21 protein-coding genes and 1 pseudogene are annotated in these 17,857 nt (G+C 55.1%); 13 read left to right on the top strand and 9 right to left on the bottom strand.

Annotation, left to right across the window (positions count from 1 at the left end):
• Positions 1-118: 118 nt before the first annotated feature.
• Positions 119-685, top strand: a complete 567-nt coding sequence (locus J1G34_RS18615) for a hypothetical protein (RefSeq protein WP_262411863.1) — start codon at positions 119-121, stop codon at positions 683-685.
• A gap of 638 nt (positions 686-1,323) precedes the next feature.
• Positions 1,324-1,944, top strand: coding sequence for a LysE family translocator (locus J1G34_RS18610; RefSeq protein ID WP_122561059.1), 621 nt, complete (start codon positions 1,324-1,326; stop codon positions 1,942-1,944).
• 43 nt (positions 1,945-1,987) lie between these two features.
• Here J1G34_RS18610 and J1G34_RS18605 read toward each other — a convergent pair whose 3' ends face one another.
• Positions 1,988-3,202, bottom strand: coding sequence for an aldose 1-epimerase family protein (locus tag J1G34_RS18605; protein WP_222994461.1), 1,215 nt, complete (start codon positions 3,200-3,202; stop codon positions 1,988-1,990).
• A 394-nt stretch (positions 3,203-3,596) separates the two neighbouring features.
• On the opposite strand from J1G34_RS18605, the gene J1G34_RS18600 reads away from it, so the two are divergent.
• From J1G34_RS18600 to J1G34_RS18585, 4 genes are all read left to right on the top strand, one after another.
• Positions 3,597-3,857, top strand: coding sequence for a DUF6429 family protein (locus J1G34_RS18600; RefSeq protein ID WP_222994460.1), 261 nt, complete (start codon positions 3,597-3,599; stop codon positions 3,855-3,857).
• Positions 3,858-4,026: 169 nt separating this feature from the next.
• Positions 4,027-4,497 carry a hypothetical protein gene (locus J1G34_RS18595; protein WP_222994459.1) on the top strand — a complete coding sequence of 157 codons (471 nt, stop codon included), beginning with the start codon at positions 4,027-4,029 and terminating at the stop codon, positions 4,495-4,497.
• An 87-nt stretch (positions 4,498-4,584) separates the two neighbouring features.
• On the top strand, positions 4,585-4,863 hold the full coding sequence (locus J1G34_RS18590) for a hypothetical protein (RefSeq protein ID WP_222994458.1): 279 nt from the start codon (positions 4,585-4,587) through the stop codon (positions 4,861-4,863).
• A 355-nt stretch (positions 4,864-5,218) separates the two neighbouring features.
• A complete protein-coding gene (locus J1G34_RS18585) occupies positions 5,219-5,776 on the top strand; it encodes a hypothetical protein (RefSeq protein ID WP_065896845.1) in 558 nt (185 codons plus the stop codon).
• Between the two features lie 238 nt (positions 5,777-6,014).
• Here J1G34_RS18585 and J1G34_RS18580 read toward each other — a convergent pair whose 3' ends face one another.
• From J1G34_RS18580 to J1G34_RS18565, 4 genes are all read right to left on the bottom strand, one after another.
• Entirely contained in the window at positions 6,015-6,233 is a 219-nt protein-coding gene (locus J1G34_RS18580; protein WP_057725804.1) for a hypothetical protein, read from the bottom strand.
• 145 nt (positions 6,234-6,378) lie between these two features.
• Positions 6,379-6,846, bottom strand: a complete 468-nt coding sequence (locus tag J1G34_RS18575; protein WP_065896844.1) for a DUF1203 domain-containing protein — start codon at positions 6,844-6,846, stop codon at positions 6,379-6,381.
• Between the two features lie 644 nt (positions 6,847-7,490).
• Positions 7,491-7,958 carry a hypothetical protein gene (locus J1G34_RS27300; protein WP_241150054.1) on the bottom strand — a complete coding sequence of 156 codons (468 nt, stop codon included), beginning with the start codon at positions 7,956-7,958 and terminating at the stop codon, positions 7,491-7,493.
• Between the two features lie 81 nt (positions 7,959-8,039).
• On the bottom strand, positions 8,040-8,477 hold the full coding sequence (locus J1G34_RS18565; protein WP_083203234.1) for a GNAT family N-acetyltransferase: 438 nt from the start codon (positions 8,475-8,477) through the stop codon (positions 8,040-8,042).
• 57 nt (positions 8,478-8,534) lie between these two features.
• On the opposite strand from J1G34_RS18565, the pseudogene J1G34_RS18560 reads away from it, so the two are divergent.
• Positions 8,535-8,894 (top strand): annotated as a pseudogene (locus J1G34_RS18560) (GFA family protein).
• A 154-nt stretch (positions 8,895-9,048) separates the two neighbouring features.
• Positions 9,049-9,591 carry a GNAT family N-acetyltransferase gene (locus J1G34_RS18555; RefSeq protein ID WP_083205652.1) on the top strand — a complete coding sequence of 181 codons (543 nt, stop codon included), beginning with the start codon at positions 9,049-9,051 and terminating at the stop codon, positions 9,589-9,591.
• Positions 9,592-10,063: 472 nt separating this feature from the next.
• Here the strand turns inward: J1G34_RS18555 and J1G34_RS18550 are convergent, their stop codons facing one another.
• Together J1G34_RS18550 and J1G34_RS18545 are read right to left on the bottom strand one after the other, a co-directional pair.
• Positions 10,064-10,843, bottom strand: a complete 780-nt coding sequence (locus J1G34_RS18550) for a class I SAM-dependent methyltransferase (protein ID WP_065893272.1) — start codon at positions 10,841-10,843, stop codon at positions 10,064-10,066.
• Positions 10,844-11,002: 159 nt separating this feature from the next.
• The gene (locus J1G34_RS18545) at positions 11,003-11,944 is read right to left on the bottom strand and encodes an aromatic alcohol reductase (protein WP_065893230.1); all 942 of its coding nucleotides are present in this window, start codon (positions 11,942-11,944) and stop codon (positions 11,003-11,005) included.
• 98 nt (positions 11,945-12,042) lie between these two features.
• Here J1G34_RS18545 and J1G34_RS18540 point away from each other — a divergent pair, with 98 nt between their 5' ends.
• On the top strand, positions 12,043-12,456 hold the full coding sequence (locus J1G34_RS18540) for a winged helix-turn-helix transcriptional regulator (protein WP_222994457.1): 414 nt from the start codon (positions 12,043-12,045) through the stop codon (positions 12,454-12,456).
• A gap of 531 nt (positions 12,457-12,987) precedes the next feature.
• Positions 12,988-13,803, top strand: a complete 816-nt coding sequence (locus J1G34_RS18535; RefSeq protein WP_222994456.1) for a hypothetical protein — start codon at positions 12,988-12,990, stop codon at positions 13,801-13,803.
• An 82-nt stretch (positions 13,804-13,885) separates the two neighbouring features.
• Here the strand turns inward: J1G34_RS18535 and J1G34_RS18530 are convergent, their stop codons facing one another.
• Together J1G34_RS18530 and J1G34_RS18525 are read right to left on the bottom strand one after the other, a co-directional pair.
• Complete coding sequence (locus tag J1G34_RS18530) at positions 13,886-14,434, bottom strand: hypothetical protein (protein WP_065893226.1); 549 nt, start codon at positions 14,432-14,434, stop codon at positions 13,886-13,888.
• A gap of 150 nt (positions 14,435-14,584) precedes the next feature.
• The gene (locus J1G34_RS18525) at positions 14,585-15,478 is read right to left on the bottom strand and encodes a LysR family transcriptional regulator (protein WP_222994455.1); all 894 of its coding nucleotides are present in this window, start codon (positions 15,476-15,478) and stop codon (positions 14,585-14,587) included.
• A gap of 94 nt (positions 15,479-15,572) precedes the next feature.
• Here J1G34_RS18525 and J1G34_RS18520 point away from each other — a divergent pair, with 94 nt between their 5' ends.
• From J1G34_RS18520 to J1G34_RS18510, 3 genes are all read left to right on the top strand, one after another.
• Positions 15,573-16,778: an MFS transporter gene (locus J1G34_RS18520; RefSeq protein ID WP_065936782.1), complete on the top strand. Its 1,206-nt coding sequence runs from the start codon at positions 15,573-15,575 to the stop codon at positions 16,776-16,778.
• Positions 16,779-16,794: 16 nt separating this feature from the next.
• The gene (locus J1G34_RS18515) at positions 16,795-17,181 is read left to right on the top strand and encodes an ester cyclase (RefSeq protein WP_065896833.1); all 387 of its coding nucleotides are present in this window, start codon (positions 16,795-16,797) and stop codon (positions 17,179-17,181) included.
• Positions 17,182-17,250: 69 nt separating this feature from the next.
• A complete protein-coding gene (locus J1G34_RS18510) occupies positions 17,251-17,733 on the top strand; it encodes a VOC family protein (protein ID WP_222994454.1) in 483 nt (160 codons plus the stop codon).
• The last annotated feature ends 124 nt before the right edge of the window (positions 17,734-17,857 follow it).

Genomic DNA, 17,857 nt, shown 5'->3' with positions numbered 1-17,857 from the left:
CTGCATCTTAACCCCATGCAGTAAGGCGACCCCACAGGTGCGGACATTGGAGGCGTCTCTGTATGATGGGCAATCTCGGCGCCATCCTCATGATTAGAACAAACAGAGCACGCAAAAATTGAAGAATCTTTTACAGGAGAACCGGTTAAAAAAAGTAGCGCTCCTGGCGATCGTATGTTCACTGCTTGGTGCCTGGATACTTTATATGTTGTGGGCCGCGCGCATTGGCATGCGAGCGGTTCTGATGGCATCCATTCCGGAATGGACCACTTATATAACAGCCGGACTTGTCATAGGGCTGATCTTTGCAGCAAAGGCGTTCTACGCTCGGCCCGCTCAACGGAAGCCAACACAGGCCGTAGACCCTTTTTTCGGCGGATTCTGCTTGGGTCTTGCGTGCTCCATCAATATTTACGCTGTCTGCGTCTACCTATTGCCCGGGGACATCATCCACTACGAATCGGCGTATGAAATCACCTACCCAGGGCCCTCCGCTGGAAAATTCAGCCGTTGCGAGGCTGGCTTGCGCATCAAGGACATAAACACCGGACGCTGGATTGAACTCTGTACAAATCAATCGGATTTGGACAAACAACGGCAGCGCGGCATGAATGCCGTATGGGTGACTGCTCGGGCAAACAAAGTGGGTTCTTATATTGTGGGGTATCGGTTTATTTTTAAATGACCCCCTATACGCATGAGTATCTACAAAGCTTCGGTATGACACCAACACGTGGCGCGGGAGCTAGCTGCCGTTGTCTCCCAGGCGACAGCTATCCAACTGATGCGCCTCGGTCAATGTGGGAGGGGGCTTGCCCCCGATGACGGCCTCAGGGCCGACCAGGATGTTGGATCAGACCGAGTACATATCCGTTTCTGCGGTAACGGCCACTTAGGGTTCCGCCCTGACGGCGGCTCACTTTTGAAAAGCGCAAAAGTAAGCAAAACGCTCTTGCCCCACCACTCGGCACCTCGCCTAGGCTCGGTGTGCCCGAACGAAGGCTTGAATCCGTGGGCCGCCGCAATGGGCCATCCATGGCCCAGTGCGGCTAACCCGGCGTCCTGCCGGGTTACCCACGGATTCAAGCCTGCGTTCGGCCAGCGTGGTTTAACGGGGCGCCTCAGATCAAAAGCAGATCAAGATCAAGAGCGACTCGCTTCGCATCGTGGTTACGGTTGAGCGCTACAGAGCTGTGTAAATACCTATGCCTATACGGCAAGCCAAATGCACGCATTGAACATCCATCGCGCTTGAGTGGATTGCCGCACCGCCCCAACAGCCCTTATTCTCGACACTCCCGCCCAACCCAATCCAGAGCCGCCATGGACCTTCCCACCCTCGCCCTCTTCCTGCCTGCCTGTTTCGCCCTGAACATGGCACCCGGCCCCAACAACCTGCTGTCGGTGAGCAACGCCACCCGTTACGGCTACCGCACCTCCTGCCTCGCCGGTATCGGCCGCTTGCTGGCCTTCGCCGGCATGATCGCCCTCGCCTCCGCCGGGCTGGCGGTGGTGCTGCAAACGTCGGAATTGTTGTTCTACGGGATCAAGCTGCTCGGCGCTGCGTACCTGTTTTACCTGGCCTATCAGCTGTGGCGCGCAGACCCGCAGGCAGAAGCGGACATCGCCGCCAACAAGGTGGGCTTATGGGCCCTGGCGCGGCAGGAGTTTCTGGTGGCGGCAGGTAACCCCAAAGCCATCCTGATCTTCACCGCCTTCCTGCCGCAGTTCGTGGTGCCCGGCCAACCCATCACCGCGCAATTCGCGTTGTTGGGCGCGATGTTCCTGGCTCTGGAATGGATCGCCATCAGCGCCTACGCCTACATGGGCCTGCACATGCGCCGCTGGTTCGCCGAGCCGAGCGGCAAGCGGCTCTTCAATCGTTGCTGCGCGGGGCTGTTGTCGGCGGCGGCCACGGTTTTGTTGACGGCGCGTCGGGCGTGAATCCCGCGCCTGCCTGCGCAAGCAGTGCAGGCGCCCGACCGCGCTACTCCTTGGTCAAATCAACCAACGGCGTCTGCCGCACCTCAGTTTCCCGCCCGGCCTGAATTTCGCTGACCTGCTTCAAGGCCTTGTCCACAGCCGCCTTATCCGCCAGCAAGCTGTAGCTGATGCGGAACTGCTTGTGTGCCTTGGGCTCGATGGTGGGTACCAGGTTCAGTGGCCGCTGATAACGGCGGTTGTAGGAAAAACTCGTGCCCGGCTCCAGCCCCGTGACATAGCCCTGCCCTTGGGTATCGGTGTTCTTCCACAGGGAAAATACCGGCAGCGTCTGCGTATTGAAACCGACCGACACGCCCAGGCTGCCGGCCTTGTTATGCAGCACGGTCAAGGTATCGCCCTTGGCATCGGCATAGGGCACTACGTTGTACACGGTTTCGTCATAGTCCTTGGTGGGTGCGCGGTAGGTTTGCCAGTCGGCCAATTCGGCCTTGGCCTTGTCGTTGAACGGCGACACCTGCTTCACCGGCGCGGCGAACCGCGCGCCCTGCTCCAGGAACGGGGTGCTGAAGTTACTGTGATACAGCGCCTGGTATTCCTTCGCATAGTCACCGTTGTTGGTCAGCGTGTCGTTGAGCGCGAACACAACGCTGCCGGGCTCGGTGACCAGTTCGGTCGCCACGGAAAAATCGACCTTCTTGAACGCCTGCTCTTTCAGCTCACCGCGCAGAGTGATGGCGTACGGCGGTTTTTCATCGATGTGCAGGGTGACTTTATTCGCAGGAATATTCGCGGCCCGACCATGCAGGGTCAGCAATTCGCCATTGTCGATGCCGGGGTGACCGACCCACTCGTAGCCGCACCGAGTGACCAGCTCGTTGAAACCCTCCAACCAACCCAGCCCACCGCGACCATTGAGCTCGATAAAGGAAGGATTGACCACTTCCTTGACCGGCGAATCCCATCCCATGCGCACATCGCCGACCGAAGCCTGCAACACGTTCATACCGCGAGTCGGCACCACCGAGAGCTTCATCGTGCCGTTATCGATGTCGACAATACTCACCCCCTCCTGCCGACCACCGTGCAAGGTGCGCAGTGTCACGCTGAAGGGTTTGTCGGTTTGCACGCCCAGTTGCTGGCTGGTGACCTGCCAATTCTGCGCGGCCTTGTCAGTGTCGAGGAGGACGTAATCCCAGGCCATGGCGTGGGAAGCGGCAGAGAGTGCGCTGAGGGCGACAACGAGTTTGAGTGGGGTCATGGCGGTAGCCTTTTTTGGAGTTGTGTGCGATTTATAAACTCGATGAAACGTTTCAGCAAGCTTAAAAGGCGGTATTACGTGGGCAATTGCCATAAAGGGGTTGGGGGAAATTGAAAAAACGAGTCGGTACCATCGTTCGTCTTGAAGAAGAAAACGTGCTGTTGCGTCAGCGTCTTTTCGGGCGCAAGTCATAGCGGACTGCTGATCCTCAAAACCCCGTAACCCTTGCTGAATTTGATTGCTCGAACGCTATCGTGACTACCTGATGACCGATGATTACGCTGGTTACAACGCCTTGGGTGCGCAAACCGGTGTCGCATAGTCAAACGCGCTGTCCATCTTGATGGCCAGGTAGGGCTTAAGATGAGTTTAAAGAACGAGCGGAGCAACGATCATGGAATACGACGATAAACTGATTGAAGAAGCCATGCTTGCCCTGTTGGTAACCTTCAGTTTTGATAACGGCAATGCTTGGAAAGGGTTCGACTTCGAGACCATGAGCCGATTGCATGAACAGGGCTTCATCAGCAATCCAGTGAACAAGAACAAATCGATTTGGTTGACAGCTGAGGGGCTGGAGCGTGGTCGACAGATAGCCGACCGATTGTTTGGGGTAAGCACTCAAGTGGAGCAGGGATCCGACTCGGATACCTGACTTCAAGTACAAACGGGGTCAGGCCACCCCTATATAGAGTGTGGTCCGACCCTGACTTTCTGATTAATCGTGGTCTGCCCCCTATAGTCCCATAGCGATCAGAAACATTTGACGACAACGCGTCGTTCTCCCACTCTGATTGCCCCCTGTTTGTTCACTAGGCTTCGATATGTCATTCGCAACCGTAGTGCTGCTCGACCGCTGGCCACAGCCAAGTACGTCGCCCGAACCCGTCGTGTTTGCCACCGACACGCAGCTATGTGTACGGTATTGCACCGCTAGGGAACAAATAGTTGTAATCCATTTCCCCCTGGTTAAAAAAATTCAGTTCGGCGCCCCAAACGACGAGGCTTTGGGGGGGCATCCGCTTATTAGACTTGGCCTCAAGCATTACCACATTCATCGAATAGATAATTCGCCTTGGCTAGCAGAGCTTGAGCAGAGAAACGCCATTCATCCGCGACACAATAAACAGCGGTTTCTAGAAGATGCCATCCATTATATCTTTACGTTTCAAGACTCTACCCTGGAATGCATAGTAATTGAGGGGGAGTTCTGGCATCCAAAAGTACAAGTTTTTACTTCGGAACAGAAGGCCAGGGACGTCTGGCGCGAACTGATAAATAACATAGACGCTTGATCCCAATCGTCACTTTTACCAGACCGAGCGTTTATGTAACCTTACGAATTCACTAGCACTCTCGCTTCTAGAATACGAGATCACTTTATGCAAACTGACCAAACCAGGCTACTCGCGCTCGCACTGCTTGAGATCAGGACATTGCTTGCCGATTATTTGGGCACAGATGTAGATGCTTCCATGAGCGTCCGTGTCGCGGCGCATATGGCTTACGCGCTCCACAATGAGGCGGAGGCCGCATACAACAACGCAGACTTTCAGATCGCCAATGCAAGCTTTAAAATCGCTGCAATCGATCAGATTCTTGGTGTCACTGACGGTGCCGCATTGTTGAGCAAATTTAACTTGGATAAAAGGCCGCGTTAGCGGAGGGCGGGTGCCGTTGCCCCATACCCTCATGGCGACAGCGGCGAGTCGTCCCTGCAACTGCCCGGGCGACATTCCGAACACTCTGTCGGGGTTATCGAGCGACCTCACATCCAGTTGATAAGCATGCGTCACGCTCCCGATGGCAGGGTCCAGAAACCCGGCGGCGATCAGTTCGCGGGCTCGCATTGGATTGGGGCAAAGAAAGCATCGCCGCGGCCTTTTCTCTCTCCCGATGTGTCGCGCGTACAGCCTGCCCTGTTATTCTGATTCAGCAATATGGTGTGTAGATAATATGCTATACGGTATTAAGTCACAGGAATGTCGGCTAATTGATAGTTAGGGAAAGCTGAGTATGCGTCGCTTAAAAGCCAATGGGTTGGTGTTTGTCAGCATTGCGATATTCTGTTCCGGCTGCACATCTTATTCGTCCCAGCCGACAATCCACGAACCCGCTGAACCCGAGACACAAGAAATCATCTCCAGCTTCAGTTACGCAATAAACTCCCCATGGAAAAACAGTCGCTTCGGTAAGGGCGCATACGCAGCGACACTCAAGGTTGTTCCCGATGCACGGGATACGGGCTCCAGCCTCGCCGCCCCAACCCTGCCGGCGTTAGAAATCAAGATCTCGGAGTTCTCATCTGGCGGCGCTTGCGGACAAGATTACCTGACGGGCTTGAGTCTGGGTTTGATCCCCAGTTGGTGTACGCGGACTAACCTTTTCAAGTTTGATTTTATATTGAATAAGGGTCAGCGCTTTTGCAGGCAGAAAACCTACACGATAAACTCTACGTCGTTTTCACATCTCACGTTGATTCCATTTGCACTATTCAATACGGACAATCAGCCATTTAAGCTCTATCAGGCGGCGCTTAAAGATTTTCTTCGAATAGGTCAATGTGCGCGTTGAGACGCATGTTAACAGGCTTTGGGGCGTTCGAAATTTATCTCAAGTGAGCGGCAGCTTTTGGCCGAGACTGTGTAAAAACGGTTTTGAGCACGTCAGGTGCTCAAAACCGGACTGGAAATCGCGTTTCTACGTGAAATCCACATCTGCAGACGTGCCGATAAATTTCAGATTTAACGTAGACGCGCACACTTCAATTTTGACGAAGCGTTTTTACACACTCTGGGCCGATAGCTGTCACTCACTCTAGATGAAAAAGCCTCAAGATCAAGCCCGACGCTTTCTCGCCGTCTGCCTCATAAAGGCTGCGCAATGCAGCCTGATCAGTGAGTTTGTGCAATTTGAAGTGGTTATAGAACGCTTGGCCCAGTCGCTGCTGCTCGAAGCTTCCCAGGCTCCACAACCGCGCGAACTCCTCATAAGCGGCGCGTTCGATCTGCAACGACGAATCGTTTTCCATTCTCGGGCAACCATCAGCAAGGAGACCGAAACGTACCAACTCGCTATCGATCTTTCAAGTTCGCCTGTTCCACGCAGACATTCAGTTTTCGGCCAATAGGGACCAGAAAAGTAAAAAAAGGAGCTAGCCACCAAGACTGCGGCGACTACGCCCTATCTATTCTCCCGGAGTAACAACCCTGCTTGGCATTGTGAACGTGAATGTAACTAACCTCTGGGTCGGCAAACATCCGAGTAACAACTGGCTCCATTGCTATTCCATCAACGACGTCGGCATTGAGCATCATCCCATCATCAGCGAATGCGCGAAGTGATAACAAACGGATTCGCATAGACTGGGGTATCTGGTCGACTGCGTCATAAGCTTGCGTGGCCCACTCTCGTATGAAGATAGCGTGTGAGGCACGGTATGGCGTCTCGGCTGATTGAGAGAGATGGTTGAGTAAAAGCACACTCTGACCTAGCTCTGCATCCTTTATTTCGATACGGTCAGGAAAGCCTGGGTTTCTGTCAACGATGTAACGCTTTATCCCGAGAGAGGCTAGCTCTTTGTCGGGCAACCCAAACAGCGACTGGAATGGCTCGGGGGAAAGGCCAGTTATACGAAATGCCATGGTTAAACTCCTATTGGTTGGAGTCGTATCAGGCTGGAATTCGTACAGCACTACTATCCGTTTCTTGCGGCCTTATTCAAGCTGAGCGAGACTGACTGCTTAGGGTCGAAAGCGGTCGTCAGTGAGCAGCAGCTATCGGCCAGAAGCAGACGGACCGTGAATGTCAGAAAGCGACCGGTCCCTGACCGACCCGAAGAATCAGCGCCTGGTCACCGGACGCACTGATCAGGGTGTCGTCAGTTACCGAAAGTGCGTGAGTCTGGAGGGAATCGCATAGCTCTGACAGAAGCCCTTGAACGACGCTGAAGGATAAATCGGACTAACAAGCGCCGAACTTAAGTGATAAATGGATGGACGTGAACGGCTTTCCTGAAAAGCTGCCCTCAATTGTGAAGGACTCGTCCTTCACAAACACCCCTTGGATGCACCCGGGAGCACCAGCTTAAGGACCTGAGGACCAATCCTTCATCCCCGATATCCAGAACTTGATCGACGTTTGCCAAATTATCAGTGCGGGAGCCTACCGGCTTTAAGATGATGATGTCATAGCTCATACGTTTTCCTGTGGCCAATCCCCCACGTGCGCTTCATCTCACTCGTTAGAGGGGATAAGCAAGTGACCGAAAAAGGTAGACTTGTCGCTGCTAGTCCCAATCCATTTTAATATTCTCCTGTTTTCGGAACGCGTCCAGCACGCTCTGGAACTGGGAGCGTTCGAAAGTCAGGCTTGGTATTGAGTCGTACCAATCAACAGCAGGGGATTGCAGCGTAATTAAATCCTTCAGCAAGCCAAATCGGCGCCACTGGACATAGTGCTCACCGGCATGCTGCTCAGCGACTATGACGGTACAAGTCAGATCCAAGTCATCAGAGCAAACAAGTAGTGGAACCAAGGTCCGCCAGCCCGGCGCTGTTGAGTAAATCCGGTCCCATACCAAACAGGTGTCTTTATCGCTGTACAAGCCTGAATGAGCGGCTACCAAGTGTAGCTCAGCTTCTCGATTGTGCCGAGGTAGCCAAACCTCCATAGGTACTCCGTCAACGGCAAAGGTCGGATAGAAGCCCAGGCTGTGTTTAGATTTATGGCTTGCAATGGATAGCAGATTATTCATTCTGACCCTCGAATCCCTGAAGTTTACAGAGATTACTTTCCCTAGATGCGGACGGCTTCTAATCGCCGACACCCGAAAAATTCAAAGTTTTGTGATCCGAACGATATGGCTCGCATGAGCATCTTCTATTCGATTGAAGCCGCAGCGCAGGTAAAAAGCGCTCCCCTCCAAGGTATCGGTGTAGAGACGCACACGCTCAAAATGCAACGCGGCGTGGGCAAGCAATGCGTTAACCAATCTGCGGCCAACCTGTTGCCCGCGTGACGCAGGCGCCACATACACACGTCGCAGCCTTCCTGTACGGTCATGGGTGAACGGATCAACCGACAGGCCTCCAATGCCCACAAGTTGCTGGTTCAGATAAGCCGCCATGAGGCATTCGCCAGGCGCATCAAAGCGATGGGTGCCTGATTGCCATTCTGAAGTCAGCCGGGTGAGAAACCTGAAGCCTTCTGCAACTGCCGCTTTTTCCAGGTCGAGGATTTGGGGCGGAAGATGCGTGATCCGTTGAATCTCCATTGAGGTCAATCTTCTCTGATCGGGCACGAAACCCTTCTGAGGTCTCTGGGAATCTTGATGTGGGCCGTGGGCACGCCGGTGGTAGATTGCCATTGCCGCCAATGCCGAAAAGGTCACGGGGCAGCATTCGCTTCGTGCGGCAGCGTTCCCCGTGACGCTCTACGGATATTTTTCGGCGCCACCAGCATTAAAGCCTACACATCCTCAGAGACAGTGTTACGCGAATTCTGCACGCACTGTGGCTCACCATTGTTCTGGTCATGATCCCAAGGCGAGTTTGCCGACTGGACTTCGATAGCACTAGGCACGCTCAACACGCCCATCATGCCTGAAAAGCGAAAACACCTTCATGTTGACTCCGCAGCCCACTGGTACACGTCATCCCAATCATGCTCCCAGGTCGGCCGACTGCTTTGAATCATTTTCAGCTGGTCACGATAGGCAAAAAACGGCCAGTAGCGTAGCTATCGCCAAGTAGTCTTGCGTGCGGATGGGCTAGGATAGCGTTGATGTAGCGATAGTGCATCTGTGGTCACAGTCGCTTATTGCCACTTATGAAAAAGGACGTGAGATGCGAATCAATGTGCCCCCAAGCTCCGAGCATCCTGCAGTTTTCCTACGACAGCTAGAAAGATCGGACGCGAATGATTGGTATACATATCTCACCTTGCCGGAGGTGTTTGAACACACGAGTTGGGACTTGCATTCGATTGAGGACCTGTTACCCATGTTTGACGCGTTCGATTCAACGTCTGTGGATTCGGTGCGGCGTCTGGCCATTGTTGAAAATCATAGCCAGCAATTGGTCGGCACGATCGGCTTTCACACCCTCTCAAACGCCAACCGAACGTCCGAAATAGCCTATGACATCGCTCCATCGCACTGGGGAAAGGGAATTGCTAGCGCAGTATGCGACGCGGTTACTCGATGGTCCTTTTCCGCATACGGCTTTGTTCGTGTGCAAGCAACGGTTCTGCACACAAATGCACGCTCTGAAAATGTTCTCCGGCGTTGTCATTTTCAGCACGAAGGACTACTGCGTTCTTACCGGATGGTCCGTGGGACACCTAGAGACTTTTTACTTTATTCGAGGTTGTCTACCGAGCAGAGATGAGCATCTGGACGACCGCCTCAGGTCGATTCTGTTGAAAAATTCGACTTCGGTTTCGGGTAAAAAAGGACATATTTAAGATAGAAAACCTTTCTTTCCGCAAAATTTTCCGTACTGATTTCACGTAGCAGCGTGAAAAAGAAGTGTTTTCATCCGTCAATATTCAAGCAGTTCGAGCAAACCGATTTTTTCAACAGAATCGGTCGTAAGGAGCTATTGCGTCATAGATAGCTCGGCTCAGTGCACCGTTCAAAAAAATGGCGGCTCGGATCGAGACGAGAGTTGAAGTGGTCAGGCAAGGCTTACTTTGCCGCTTACAGCGTTGTAGATAACGCCATTCACCTTACGGCCCAAAAGGGTCAGCACTTCTGGATTATCCGGGGCGGACGGATCAACGGCCATGCCCAATGGGGATACCGTTATCGTCACCAGCCGCTCCCAGATGTTGTTCTCATAGTTCGACAGCTACTGATCATTATCGCTGCGCAACCGCGATCAATGCGGTAGATGGAATGGACAAGACCGGATTATTGCCTGCCATTTCCCTGACGTGCGCAATCACTGCTGCCTTTTCTATCTCGGTCAGGCTCGTCCAGTCGGGCGACATTCCAAACACTTCGTCGGGGTTATCGAGCGACTTCACCTCCAGTTGATAAGCATGCGTCACGCTCTCGATGACGGGGTCCCGAAACCCGGCGGCGATCAGTTCGCGGGCGAAATCCTGTGGGTTGCTCAACGCTTTTACTGCCTCGGGCATCGCCATGCCCTCGCGGTCCGGGAAAAGCTTTCGCCTGACATTCCCTAATAAAAGAAACGATGCCGCACCCATTTCCTGCCAGGTTGCGACAATGCCATATCCCCCGATGGCGGTGACCCGTTGCATTTCAGCCAGGCCCTTGCGCCATTCAGGAAACATGATCACACCGAAGATCGAGAACGTCGCGTCGAAGCTTGCATCGGGCAGATCGAGCGATTGGCCGTCCATGACTCGGGCCTCCACATTGGGAAGTCCCGCGTTCTTCACACAAGCCACCATGGCGGGGGAAAAGTCCGTTGCCATAACCTGTGCGCCGGCTCGCGCTGCTGCCAACGCGAGGGCTCCGGTGCCAGTGGCGACATCCAGCACGCGGCTTTGTGATGTAAGCGAGATCCGTGCGAGCGCCGCCTCTGCGAACTGTGCAGTGAAGGGGTGAGCCGTTTTCTGATAGTGCTTTGCTGCAGCGTCCCAGTGAACAGCATTCTCAAATTCACGCATCGCGTCGCCCTCACATTCATGTAACTTTACAAGTATCATGAGTCAGTGCTTTCTGCCAAGTATCAGAAACGAAGGAGCAAACGATGCGTTACGACTGCCGTCTTTCGCAAAAAGCGGTGGGACAGCCCTCGCTCTAACTCTCGAAGCAGGCCGCCCCATTCACTTCAGGTTCTGCTCAATCCAACCGACGGTCGTCGTCAGCTCAATGCCGTTTGCAGCGTTGAAGGTCTGGCTCTTATCCCAAGCGACTCCTTTACCTTCAGCGAACACAGCTCGGTACTTGCTTAGCGAGTCATTCGGCGCAGCATTGAGATCGTCCTTCAATTTGGGAATGCTCCATTCAATGCGAGATACCGTTCGGTTGAGTGTTGCGTCAACCGCATCCGCCAACTGTGCGTAGGTCAGGGTATCTCCGGCCACGAAGACCACCTGATTGGCGAGGCGCGGCTTGGCGAACATAATCTTCGCCGTCAGCATCCCTATATCTTCTGGGGTAGTAACGGTGACCTGATTATCCCAGCGGCCTAGCGCATGAACGGTATTTTCTGCCAGATCAACCACTCCAAACGCGGGCTCGAACAAGAAGCTTGTAAACATTCCGGTGGAGATGATGATCCATTCGGTAGCGCGCTGCGCACGCAGTAGCTCGCGAACTTCAAGTTGCTCATTAAATAAATCCTGCGCACTGCCTTTGCCAATCACGTCGTAGTCCACGCCAAATTGCCAGGGCACGTAGCGTCTTACACTCCCCTGAAGCACTGCACGGGTGAGTTTGAGCTGGGTGCCCGCACCCGCTATGAAACCTACGCAACTGATGATCGTGTCGAATCGGGAGAAATGCTCGGCAAGTTCCTCAACGGAATCGTTAATGACGTCAGCCTGCAAAATGTCTATGCCTAGCCCACGGAGTTCTCCAATGGCGCGCGTTTTAGACGCGTCCTGAATCATGGTCGACGGTGGACGCAGAAGCACCGTAATACGAACACCGGCATCCTTCTTGTCTGGCGTAGTCCTGGCCAGCTCACGCAGTACGGACATGCCGAGTTCACCGGCCCCCAGCACCAGAATGTTGTCGGTTTCCACTGGTTTTGGCGTTTGCATAAATTTTTCTCTACTGTGCTGATGAACGTGAGGGAGAGTTATCCTGTCACCATTGGAGCCTGCCCATAAGTAGGTACACGATTGATCCTGAGGGGCGCATGGATACCGAAGAAATCATTAGGCAGTCGCAAGCTGCATGCGAAGCGCTCAGCGCAGAAGATGGTGGTCTGAAGCGGGAAGTTCTCAGCCATGCTGGTAATCGCTGGTCGCTGGGAATCGTCCATACACTAGGTGTGGCGGGACGGCTGCGGCATGCAGAGATAGCCAGGCGCATGAGCGGCGTGACGCAACGGATGTTGACCCGTAGCTTGCGCCAGTTGGAAAGAGACGGCTTGGTAATACGCCAGGATTACAACGAGGTACCGCCACGTGTCGACTACGAATTATCCGAGCTTGGGCGGGGACTGCTAGCGCAGATGATTCCATTGTGGATGTGGGTGGCACAGAACGCTGAAGGTTTTCGCGATGCTCGTATTCTCTACGACTCTGACATTTCGAATAATACGAAGTGACCTTTTTTGGCCGATTGCCGCCTGTCGCCTCCGTCAGCTTTGGGTCCAGACTGTGATAGCCGGTTGCTGCAACTGGCACCACTGCGCAAGCTATTGAAATTGAAGGGTTGCAGGCTGGATATGCGTTAGTTCCTGCAGGTTGTGAAATCTTTATTCATCCGACATGTCAAAAACAGTAACCCTTGGCTTAAAGAATTCTGGTTGCCTGCCGCTATAAAGGTTGAGTCTTGCTGTTTTTTCTATACAAGACGACGCGCAAGGACAAGAGTCATAGTGATTCTCAAATTAAAGGGATATTTATGAGATTCGCTAAACTGTTCGGGGCAGCAACTCTATTCGCCTCTATGATTGCATCTGCCCAGGCAGGCATAATCGTCACCGTCAAGGTAAAGAACTCTACGACCGGTCCAGCCGCCTACACTTTCGATTACTTTTCAGGGAGTGTAGCCCCTCCCCAAGTACGATTCTGCCGTCTGCAACGACCACATTTGCCCTGACCAGTGTGGTGGATACGGTTTATGGAGTATCACCATGGATATGTCGATTAAATCGTATCAAGCAAGCACACAGGCAAAAGTGTCTACACAAGAGAAGCCGCCTTCGTCCAACCCTGTAAATTTACCTTCAGGGGATGCCACCCCCAAGACGACGGAAACCATCACAATCTCCGATTCTGCACGGGCACTTTACGCATTAAGTAACGCTGATAACAAACAAGCCTCTATGTCCAATAGGGATTTAAAAGGACAATATGCAAAAGCTCAGAGCGATGTGTACAATTTCGGGCAGCGGATTGCTGGCGGGAATCTTAATAATGAGGATCTACTTCCCAAAACAGACGACCCTGCCCGTTTGGCGTTAGGTCAGCAGTCACTGGATTACGCAATTGGGCTTTCTAAGCGCCCCCCCGAAAAACTTCCAAACCCATTTGAAGGTATGGCCCGAAACGGGCTAAGCAATATTGTTTATGATGATTCAGGAACCTATACGGATGCAGAACGATATGCCGCTTATGGGGAGCTTAGTAAGCAAGATGAAACCTATTTTTCCAAGTTGTACGCCAATATAACAAACGGCGGTGACAACAGTGAAATCTTCAAAGGCATCATGGACTATTTCGATGATCTTCCAGCGGTCGAGAAAGCGGCATACCCTGATGGCTTTAGGGACAGTATAAAAAGTCTTTACCAAGAGCAGTTAGGACAATCGGGGCCGCTCGCCCTGCTCAGGCAATCGACTGAAAATAACTCTGATAAATTCTCCCCGAGCTTCTTTAACAAGGAACAATCACCGGACCAGATGTTACAAGCGGTCTTGGAAAAAGCGATTGCTCTTTCGACGGTCTGACCAGTTCAAAGCAACCAACGCCCCAAAGCCCCTCAGCTGGCCAGAAGCCGCCCGTTACTGTAATGAGTACGGGCGTACTGAACTAAAAAACATCCATCGCTCTACAGAGCCCTGCCTTCTCAACCGTCTCGTTTTCCGGTTTCCCCGTTGCATTCAAGCGTTGCAACGCGACCAGGCACTGGCCGCTCTCCAACAGGATCAGCTCATAGTCCTCACCCACCTGCGGGGTGAAACGAAAGCTTTGCCGGCAACTATAGGAATAGCCGCCGGAGGCGTAGCCTTCACTCTGGAAGTTCATCGCGAAAGGTTTACCCGCCGGCACTTTCAGTTCAGTACGCGCCAGGGCTTGCCCTTCCACTCGGCGGTTGCTCTCGGGCATGCCCAGGCTGCGACCATTATTTTGATCGGCAAAGCCGGATTCGGACACGGCCATCACCCCGGCGCCGGGAACGCGCCAGTCGATGCAGTCGCGGCCCGGTACGCCACGCGCCATGCCATTGGTGATGATGCGCAAGCGCGCGGTATCACCCGAGGCGGGTTCAACATAGGCCGTGGAGTAAGCACGGATGTTGGAAATATTGCCGCAGCCGCTCATGGCTAAGGCCAGGCCTGCGATCAGAAACGTTCTCATGGAAATCCCTTTTTTATGGTTCAACGGCAGTGATATGGACTTTCACTGCGCAGTTCTTCGCCGGCCCTGGCGTCACGAATGATCACCGTAGCCCTCGGGCTTAACCGACATATACCAACTATCGGCCAAGCGATACAGCCAGGGATATCGTCAACCCCCATGCCGCTCCACTAAAAAATCCACAAACGCCCTCACCCGCGCCGGCATCGCCGTGCCTCCCACAAACACCGCATGAATCGGCTCCACATCCCCCGGGTTATAAGCCTCCAGCAACGGTACCAGGTCCCCGCGTTCAAGATCCTGCGCCACGCTGAATGCCCCTACCCGCACAACCCCCGCTCCCAGCTTCGCCAATTGCGCCAAGGCCTCGCCGCTGTTCCCCTCAATCGTTCCCGTCACCTTTAAAGAAAATTCCCGCCCGTCCATGCGAAACGGCCAGTCGGGAGCCGCCCGGCGAAAGTTGAAGCGCAGGCAGTTGTGCTCAAGTAGATCATGCGGCGTCACCGGGGTGCCGTGCCGGGCCAGGTAGTCCGGGGAGGCGACGATGACTTGGCCGGTGGAGTCGATGTGTCGGGCGGTCAAGGGGCTGTCGGGGAGTGGGCCGAAGCGGATGGCGACGTCTGCCTGGCCGCCGAGGATGTCCACCACTTCATCGCCGAGCATCAGGTCGACCACGATGGCGGGATAGCGGGCGCTGAAGGCGGCGATCAGTGGGACGATGGTCATGCGGCCATGGGCCAGTGCTGCGCTGACTCGCAGGCGCCCGCGTGGGGCGCCCTGGTCGGTGATGGCGTCTTCGACTTCGGCCATGTCCGCGAGGATGCGCCGGGCGCCGCGCAGGTAGGCTTCGCCTTCGGCGGTGAAGGTGATGGCGCGGGTGGTGCGCAGCAGTAGCCGGGTGCCGATGCGCTGTTCGGTGCGGGTGATGATGCGGCTGATGGACGAAGGCGTCAGTCCCAGGGCGCGCGCCGCGCCGGACAGGCTGCCGTGTTCGGCGACCAGGGTGAACACTTCCATCTCGCCGGAGCGGCCGCCCATGTCCATTTTTGCCTCCTGCGCAAAGGTGTAGTTCCCCATCGAGGGCTACTGCTTTAAAAGCCTGGATTGTAGCATTCGGCACACAGATGAGGAGTCACCCATGCGTATCAATCCACCCCTTGTAGCGTTGTCCGTCGGTGCCTTTGGCATCGGGGTCACAGAGTTTGCACCCATGGGCATGTTGCCCGGTATTGCCGCCGATCTTGGCGTTTCCATTCCCGCCGCCGGGCTGTTGGTGAGTGCCTACGCCATGGGCGTGTTGATTGGCGCGCCAATCATGACGCTGGCGACGGCCAGGGTTCCGCGCCGCTATCTGCTGATCGGGCTGATGGCGATTTTCACCCTGGGTAATTTGCTGTCGGCGCTGGCGACCAATTACCAGACCTTGATGATCGCGAGGCTAGTGACGTCGTTGAACCACGGGGCGTTCTTCGGCATTGGCGCGATCGTGGCGGCGAGTGTGGTAGCGCCGGAAAAACGCGCGGGTGCGGTCGCGGCGATGTTTCTGGGGCTGACCCTGGCCACCATCGGGGGCGTGCCGCTGGCGACCTGGTTTGGTGAGAACTTTGGCTGGCGCACGGCATTCTGGGGCATCAGCGGGCTGGGTGCGGTGGTGATGGCGGCGCTATGGTGGGCATTGCCGAATGCGCCCGCGCCGAAAGGCGGCAGCCTGATGGCGGAGATTCGTGTGCTGGGTCGCGGGCCGGTGCTGGCCGCATTGGCGCTGACGGTGGTGGGCTCCAGTGCAATGTTTACGGTATTCACTTACATCGCGCCGATTTTGCGGGATGTCACCCACGCATCGACTAACTTCGTCACTGGCATGCTCGTGCTGTTCGGTATCGGGCTGACCCTGGGCAACGTGTGGGGCGGCAAGTCTGCGGACCGCTCGGTGGACCGCACGCTCATCACATCGCTGGTGGTGCTGATCGCCGTGCTGCTGGCTTTCTCGGTGCTGATGCAATGGCCGCTGCCTGCCGCACTGTCGATCCTGCTGTGGGGCGCCGCCAGCTTTGCCCTGGTGCCGCCGTTGCAGATGCGCGTGATGGAAGCGGCTAAAGCTGCACCCAACCTGGCCTCGGCGATGAACATCGGTGCCTTCAATTTCGGCAACGCGATTGGCGCGGCAGTGGGCGGCGCGGTGATCAACGCCGGGCTCGGCTATCCGGCCATTTCCCTGGCCGGTGCGTTGATGGCAGGGCTGGGTTTGCTGATGGTGCTGGGGTTGGGCTGGCGTTCGCGGCGTAAGGGTTCAGGCACTTGCGCAGGCGTCCATTTGCCGACGATAGTGGATGAGCGCGTTTAACCGAAGAGAGTAGCCCATGACCCGCGACCCACTCGCCAGCTTCTACAAACGCTATATCGATTGTCTGAATCGCCAGGATTGGCAGCACCTGGGTGATTTTGTCCACTCCGATGTCACCTACAACGCAAGCCCGGTCGGCCTGGAGGGGTACCGGGCGATGCTGGAGCGGGACTTCCGGGAAATTCCCGACCTGGTGTTCCGCATTCAGTTGCTGGTTGCCGACCCGCCGACGGTCGCCAGTCGGCTGAACTTTCGGGTCAGCCCCAGGGGTGAATTTTTCGGGCTGCCGATCAATGGCAAGACGGTGGTGTTCGACGAGAACGTGTTCTATGAATGCGTCGACGGGAAATTCGCTCGCGTCTGGTCGGTGATTGACAAGGCCGCGATCGCTGAGCAGTTGTGAAGGGAACGCGCGCCGACAAGGCGGGACCATGGTCTAGACTTCACACGCCTATCAACCCGGGAGTCTGCAATGAACAACAAAAATACCGTCTGCCTCTGGTACAACGGCGATGCGTTGGAGGCGGCAAACTTCTACGCCCAAACGTTTCCGAATAGCGAGGTGAAGGCGGTGCACCTTGCACCCGGCGACTACCCAGCCGGCAAACAGGGCGATGTTCTGACGGTGGATTTCACGGTTCTGGGGACCCCCTGCGTAGGCCTCAATGGCGGCCCGATATTCAAGCACAGTGAAGCGTTTTCCTTTCAGGTGTCGACGGATGACCAGGAGGAAACTGACCGGTTGTGGCATGCCATCATCGACAACGGTGGGCAGGCAAGCGCCTGTGGTTGGTGCAAGGACAAGTGGGGGTTGTCGTGGCAGATCTCGCCGCGGGTACTGGTCGATGCGGTCACCAGTAAAGACCCGGGCGTCGCCAAGCATGCGTTCGAGGCGATGATGACCATGACCAGGATTGACATTGCCGCCATCGAAGCGGCCATTGCCAGGCGCTGATTTTTGTGGGAGCGCTCGAGCTTTAGCGAGGCCGCGATGGCGGTGGGTCAGGTAACCTAAATGCCAGCAGTGCCGCCGCCATCGCGGCCTCGCTAAAGCTCGTGCGCTCCCACAGTTGATCTGC

The sequence above is a fragment of the Pseudomonas sp. Wu6 genome, from assembly GCF_019891515.1.
Lineage (GTDB): Bacteria > Pseudomonadota > Gammaproteobacteria > Pseudomonadales > Pseudomonadaceae > Aquipseudomonas > Aquipseudomonas orientalis_A.
Note: the sequence above shows the minus strand (reverse complement) of the source record. Positions and strands in the feature narration are given on the sequence as shown.